This window comes from Ornithinimicrobium sp. (assembly GCF_035267225.1).
Lineage (GTDB): Bacteria > Actinomycetota > Actinomycetes > Actinomycetales > Dermatophilaceae > Ornithinicoccus.
Map to the genome: position 1 here is coordinate 38,809 of NZ_DATFMA010000002.1, position 6,324 is coordinate 45,132.

General features: G+C 70.0%; 7 protein-coding genes. 3 read left to right on the forward strand and 4 right to left on the reverse strand.

Going from position 1 to position 6,324, the window contains the following annotated elements; translation table 11 throughout:
• The first annotated feature begins 133 nt into the window (after positions 1-133).
• Complete coding sequence (locus VJ976_RS00240; protein WP_324097751.1) at positions 134-1,261, forward strand: class I SAM-dependent methyltransferase; 1,128 nt, start codon at positions 134-136, stop codon at positions 1,259-1,261.
• A gap of 68 nt (positions 1,262-1,329) precedes the next feature.
• On the opposite strand, the gene VJ976_RS00245 is transcribed toward VJ976_RS00240, so the two are convergent.
• Entirely contained in the window at positions 1,330-2,175 is an 846-nt protein-coding gene (locus VJ976_RS00245) for an aldo/keto reductase (RefSeq protein WP_324097752.1), read from the reverse strand.
• Positions 2,176-2,279: 104 nt separating this feature from the next.
• On the opposite strand from VJ976_RS00245, the gene VJ976_RS00250 reads away from it, so the two are divergent.
• Complete coding sequence (locus tag VJ976_RS00250; RefSeq protein WP_324097754.1) at positions 2,280-3,281, forward strand: acyl-CoA thioesterase; 1,002 nt, start codon at positions 2,280-2,282, stop codon at positions 3,279-3,281.
• Between the two features lie 3 nt (positions 3,282-3,284).
• Here the strand turns inward: VJ976_RS00250 and VJ976_RS00255 are convergent, their stop codons facing one another.
• Genes VJ976_RS00255 through VJ976_RS00265 form a run of 3 tightly spaced genes read right to left on the reverse strand, consistent with a single transcriptional unit; the run spans position 3,285 to position 5,374 of the window.
• Entirely contained in the window at positions 3,285-3,950 is a 666-nt protein-coding gene (locus tag VJ976_RS00255) for a YdeI/OmpD-associated family protein (RefSeq protein ID WP_324097756.1), read from the reverse strand.
• Positions 3,951-3,954: 4 nt separating this feature from the next.
• A complete protein-coding gene (locus VJ976_RS00260; RefSeq protein ID WP_324097757.1) occupies positions 3,955-4,542 on the reverse strand; it encodes a TetR-like C-terminal domain-containing protein in 588 nt (195 codons plus the stop codon).
• Positions 4,535-5,374 carry an alpha/beta hydrolase gene (locus VJ976_RS00265; protein ID WP_324097759.1) on the reverse strand — a complete coding sequence of 280 codons (840 nt, stop codon included), beginning with the start codon at positions 5,372-5,374 and terminating at the stop codon, positions 4,535-4,537. Before VJ976_RS00265 ends, VJ976_RS00260 begins: the two co-directional genes overlap by 8 nt.
• A gap of 157 nt (positions 5,375-5,531) precedes the next feature.
• On the opposite strand from VJ976_RS00265, the gene VJ976_RS00270 reads away from it, so the two are divergent.
• Positions 5,532-6,095, forward strand: a complete 564-nt coding sequence (locus VJ976_RS00270) for a (2Fe-2S)-binding protein (RefSeq protein WP_324097761.1) — start codon at positions 5,532-5,534, stop codon at positions 6,093-6,095.
• Positions 6,096-6,324 lie beyond the last annotated feature (229 nt).

Genomic DNA, 6,324 nt, shown 5'->3' on the forward strand with positions numbered 1-6,324 from the left:
CGGCACCCCTGGCGAGCAGGCGGAGCGCAGGTCGGACCGCGCGTCAGAGGCGTGTCAGACGTGTGTGAGGGCAGGGCACGACGGTGGAGGCATCGCACCGACACCGGGTCGGTGCCGGAGCAAGGAGGACGACATGACGACCACGATGGATACCGCCGAGGCCGCCCAGCCCGCCCACGACGCGCCTGCCGGCGCGACCCCGGAGAGCGCCGAGGGGTTCCTGGAACGGCTCAGCGAGTCGATGCTGGGCGCCCTTGATGTGCTGTCGGTCTACCTCGGTGACCAGCTGGGCCTGTACGACCAGCTTGTCGATCGTCGCCTGACCAGCGCGGAGCTGGCCGAGCGCGCCGGCGTGCACGAGCGCTATGCGCGCGAGTGGCTGGAGCAGCAGACGGTCTGCCAGATCGTCGACTGCGACGACCCGCATGCCTCGTCGGCTCAGCGACGCTACGGGTTGTCCGGGGCTCACGCCGAAGTGCTCGCCGACCGCGACAGTCTCGCCTATCTCGTGCCGTTCTTCCGGGTCATCGCCTCCTCGGCAGTCCGGCTTCCGGCCCTGTTGGAGGCCTACCGCAGCGGAGGCGGCGTGTCCTGGGCGCAGTACGGCGAGGCGATGCGCACCGGTCAGGCGGACGCGAACCGCCCGCTGTTCCTGCACGAGATGGGCCGCTCATGGCTGCCCTCCCTCCCCGGGGTGCACCAGAAGCTCGGCGCGGGCGGCCGCGTCGCGGACATCGGTTGTGGCGAGGGGTGGTCGGCCATCGCCATGGCGCTGGCCTACCCGAACGTCCGGGTCGACGGAATGGACCTCGACGCGGAGTCGATCGAGGCCGCCCGTGGCCATGCCGCCGCGTACGGCGTGGGTGACCGGGTGCGCTTCCACCTCATCGACGCGGCATCCGCCCCTCAGGGTGACTACGACCTGGTGACCGCCTTCGAGTGCGTCCACGACATGGCCGACCCGGTGGCGGTGCTGTCGGCGATGCGCCAGCTGGCGGCACACGGGGCCACCGTGCTGGTGATGGACGAGCGGGTGAACGAGACCTTCACCGGCGAGCCGGACTTCGCGGAGCGGCTGATGTACGGCCTCTCGCTCATGGTCTGCCTGCCCGACGGGATGTCGCACAGCCCGTCAGCGGGGACGGGAACCGTCATGCGCCCGGACACTCTGCGCCACTACGCGGAGCAGGCCGGCTTCCGTGGCGTCGACATCCTGCCGATCGAGCACGAGCTGTTCCGCTTCTACTCCCTGCAGGGCTGAGGCGGCGAAAGAACGGGTGCCGGCAGTCGTCGTGCGACTGCCGGCACCCGGGTCCATCAGCGAGACGCTCAGTCAGGGATGACGTTCATCTCGTCGGGGTTGGGCCCGCGGCGTCCGTCTTCGCCCCGGTCGAGCCCGTCGATGCGGCGCATCTGGTCCTCGCTGAGCTCGAAGTCGAAGATGGCGAAGTTGCTCCTCATCCGGTCGGGAGTGACCGACTTGGGAAAGATGATGTCCCCGCGCTGCACGTGCCAGCGCAAGGTCACCTGCGCCGTCGTCCGGTCGACCTCGCCGGCGATCGCGGTCACGGTCTCGTCGTCCAGAATCTCGCCTTGGGCGATGGGTGACCATGCCTCGACGAGAGCTCCGTGCTTGGCCGTGGCGTCGCGGGCGGTGTTGTTGGCGAAGTACGGGTGGACCTCGATCTGGTTGATCACCGGGGCCTGTCCGGTCTCGTCGACGATACGGTCCAGATGATGCGGCTCGAAGTTCGAGACGCCGGGAGAGATGACCTTGCCCTCGTCCCGCGCTTCGAGCATGGCTCGCCACGTCGAGGGGAAGTCGCCGTCGTACTCCCCGGGCATCGGCCAGTGGATGAGAAACAGGTCCACCCGGTCCAGCCCGAGCTTGGTGAGCGACTCGTCGAGCGAGCGACGGACGTCCTCGGGACGGTGGTTGTTGTTGTTCAGCTTCGTCGTGACGAAGATGTCCTCACGGGCCAGCCCGGACTCGGCGATGGCTTCGCCGACCTCCTTCTCGTTGCCGTACATCTGCGCGGTGTCGATGTGCCGGTAGCCGGTCTCGAAGGCCGTCAGCACGGCCTCCTTGGTGTCCTCCGGCGGGATCTGGAAGGTCCCGAAGCCCAGCTGCGGGATGGTCGTGCCGTCTTTGAGGTCGAGATTCGGAACAGTCATACCTACCTCCAGCGAGTGCGGCCTCTGCAGTATTCCGATGCCGCTGCGGCGCAGACCGAGCAAGCCGGCTGACTTCGTCGCCGTCCAGGCTCTAGGGTCAGGGCGTGGGCTCCACCGACGACGGTCAGCGCCGCGGCTCGACCACTCTGCGCTTTCTCGCCGCACCGACGGACGTGGCCGACCTCGGGGGCACGGCCGTCTCCGGTGGGCGGGTGCTGGAGTGGGTGGACCGCGCGGCCTACGCCTGCGCGGCCGCCTGGTCGTCCGGCTACTGCGTCACCGCCTACGTGGGAGACGTCGCGTTCGAGAAGCCGATCAACACCGGAGAGCTGGTGGAGGTCCGGGCCCACCTGATCCTCACCGGGCGCTCGTCCATGCACGTCCGGGTGGTGGTCAGCGCCGGGCCGGTGCAGACCGGTGAGCTGGACGAGCGGGCGACGTGCATCGTCATCTTCATCGCCTTGGACGCCAAGGGTGGGCGCCCCACGCAGGTGCGTGAGTGGGAGCCGAGGTCGCAGGAGCAGCACCGAGAAGCCGGGGCGGCCCGGGACCGGATCGGGGTGCGCTCGGCCATCGAGCGCGAGATGGCCGATCAGACGTACTCCGGGGCCGGAACCGCACCGCGGGCAGTGCTGCGCTTCCTCGCTGCGCCCACCGACGTGAACTGGGGTGGCAAGACCCACGGCGGCACCGTCATGCGGTGGATCGACGAGGCCGCCGGCGTCTGCGCCATGCAGTGGACGGGGGAGCGGTGTCTGGCGGTCTACTCCGGTGGCATCCGCTTCTACCGTCCGATCCCGATCGGCAACCTGGTCGAGGTCTCCGCTCGGCTGTTACACACCGGCCGCAGCAGCATGCATATCGCGGTGCACGTGCGCACCGCTGACCCGATGGGTGGTGAGCTGGAGCTGACGACCCACTGCCTGACCGTGTTCGTGGCCGTACGCGACGGCGGCTCGGTGCCGGTGCCGCAGTGGGAGCCGGCCTCGGAGGAGGACCAGCACCTGGACCGGCACGCGCTGCAGCTCACCGCGCTGCGCGGCGGGGAGCGCGGCGGCCCCATGGCCGCTCCACAGCACGATGGCTCACCATCGAGCTCCGGGTAGGCGCTACCGGCCTGCTTCCGATACCGCAGCCGCGGCGGCCCCGGCTCGTGCCAACCACGCCGGGGCACTGCCGTACCGCTCGGGCGGGATCAGCCGACCGTCGGCGCACAGCTCGACGAGCTGGGACATCCTCCGGTCTCTCGTGGCCTGCTGCTTGGCGCTGCACACCCAGAGGATGCAGGCGCGGCGGTAGCCGGGTGCGGCCTGGTCCCAGAAGGCCTGCGCAGCCGCGTCGCCCGGCAGGGCCTCTGCGTACTCGGTCGGGAGCTGCATCGTCTGGGCCTGTGCTCGGGCGTTCTCCCAGTGGGCGTCCACCCGCCGCCGCTCCCACGCAGCGATTCCCGAGGGGTGCATCCGCCCCTGCGCCATCAGGCGGTCCACCATCTCGAGGTTGACCTGGCTCCAGGTGCTGGTCGGCTTGCGGGGCGTCCACCGCTGACGCCTGGCACGGTCATCGATGCGCTCGACGCGGGAGTCGATCCACCCGAAACACAGCGCCTCCGGGACGGCCTCCTCCCACGTCAAGCCGCGAGGTTCTTCAGTCTTGCGGCGCAGACCCATCCACAGTTCGGTCTCGGTGGCATGGTGCTCCTGCAGCCATTGCCGGAAGTCCTCCGGCCCGTCGAAGAAGAGCGCCGGCTGCTCCTGGCTGCCGCCTCGCTGTGCCACATCGTCATGGTAGACGCGGGTGTTCGCCACTGGCAGCCTGCAGACCGTGGTGTAGGAACCCCACCAACCAGGTGAAGCTGTCGTTCACGTCGGTGTCCATCTGGAACCCTCCGGCGGCCTCGAGCACGGCGAAGCCGTGGAGGAGGCTGCGCATCGTCCTCAGGGCGTGGATCGCGTCGCAGTCCGGGATCCCGTAGCCGGCCAGCACCGCCGAGAGGGCGGCGACCACCCGTGCCCCCGCGGTGACCAGCGGGTCGTCCGGGCCGTTGGTGTCGAGGCGCACCGTGGCCGCGTACCGCCCCGGGTGCTCGGTGACGAACGTGCGGAAGGTGGTCGCCGCCGCCGCCAGGGCGTCGCGCTGGGCGCGGCCCTGCAGCTCATCGCGCAGGTTGTCCGCGAGCTCGTTCAGCGCGATGACACCGATGCGCCGGGTGAGGTCGGACTGGCCGCCGACGTGCTTGTAGAGGGAGGGGGTGCGCACCCCGAGCCGCTCGGCCACCTGAGCCATGGTGACGTTGGCCAGGCCGATCTCGTCGGCCAGGTCTGCGGCCGCAGCAGCGACCATCTCGGGCCCCAGCCCGGCTCTAGGCATCCGCGTGGGCTCTCAGGAAGGACAGGATCAGCGCTGCCGTCTCGTCATGATGCTGGGTGTGTGGATAGTGCCCCGCGCCGTCGATGACCACGAGCTCGGCGAGACCGTCGGGCATCTCGGCCACGATCGCCTCACCCTCAGCGCGCGGGTCGGCCCAGTCCGGGTCGAGGGACCCCTGCACGACCAGCACCGGGCACCGGACGTTGCCGAGCTGAGCACCGGCGTCCTTGGGCGCTGACCGCCCCATGCGTTGCAGTGCCTTCATCCGCCCAGGTTCGCGAAGCTCGCGGTCCATGCGCTGCAGCTGGTCCTCCCAGTCCTCGGGCTTGTCGCCGGGAAAGGCCAGGTCGAGGTAGCGATGCCAGGCGCGGACGCTGCCCAGCACGTTGCTCAACAGCAACCGTGTCATGGCGGTGCGGTAGCGCTTCACGGTCAGATCGGCAGGCCGAACGGCTTGCGCCCGGGTGAACGGCGCCAGCTCGACGACTCCGGCGACCGCAGTCGGATCCTTCGCCGCGGCGATGGTGGCGGCGCCGCCGGAGATGGAGTGTCCGACCAGCACGGCCGGGCCACCCAGATGCTGGATGACGGCGAGCAGGTCACCGGCGATGGCGGTGCGGCTGTAGTCCGGCCACTCGGCGCTGGAATCGCCACAGCCCCGCAGGTCCATCGCCGCGACCCGGTAGCCCGCCGCGACCAGCTGGGGCACGACGAAGCGGTAAGCGGCGCGGCTGTCTCCCATGCCGTGCGCCAGGACGACGAGCTGTCCGGCGCCGGTGGTCTCGATGGCGATGGTGCCGTGGTCAAGGGCGAGGTGATGAAGCATCGTCATCCTCCTAAGCTAATGATATTAGCCCTGAGACTAATACCATTAGCCACGTTGTCGCAAGCGGTCGCCCACGAGGTGCGGTTGCTCGTGGACGGGGCTGCGGGGAGGATCGCGACACGAGTAGCGGGCTTGTCGACCCGTTGTGAAGAGGAGGCGCATCATGACGGAGCAACCGCCACCGGTCGTCGCGTGGACCCGCAAGCTCGAGGAGGCCTCTGCGCTGGACGCGGTCGTGGGAGCCATCGAGCCGACGATCGAGACGGTTTTCGGCACCGGGACCCGAGCAGCGTTCCTGCGCGGGGAATGGCTGGGGCACGCTCTCCACCCCGTTCTCACCGATGCCGTGCTGGGTTCGTGGACGTCCGCCAGCGTGCTCGACCTCGTCGGGGGCCCGGAGTCTCGCACCGCCGCGCGGACGCTCGTCGGCACCGGTCTGCTCGCTGTCCCGCTGACCGCCTGGACAGGCTGGGCGGAGTGGTCCGGATCGGGGACGCGCGAGAAGCGCGTCGGTCTCGTTCACGCAGCCACCGTCGGAAGCTCCATCGGGCTCTACCTGTCGTCCTGGCTCGCCCGCCGACGGGGCAACCACAGCGCCGGAGCCGCGTTGGCTCTCGGTGGGGCCGCGACGGGTAGTGCCGCGGCCTACCTCGGCGGGCACCTGGCCGTCGCGCGCAATGTGGGCAGCCATCACCGGGCGTTCGACGAGCCCTGCGCGCAGGCATGATGCCCGGCGGATGCCCGGCGCAGCCCAGGTGAGGTGAGCGAAAACGAGCCAGGGCCGGGGCATGCTTCCGCTCCCAGCCAACCAAGGCCGGCCCGGGGCGGGGTCATGGTCGTTCCCAGTGCACGCCGTCTGCCTCGATGGTGGCGTTGAGGTCGTGGTGGTGGACCAGGGTGTGGTGGCGCCCGCAGAGCAGGGTCATGTTGGTGATGTCGGTGCGGCCGCCGCGGGA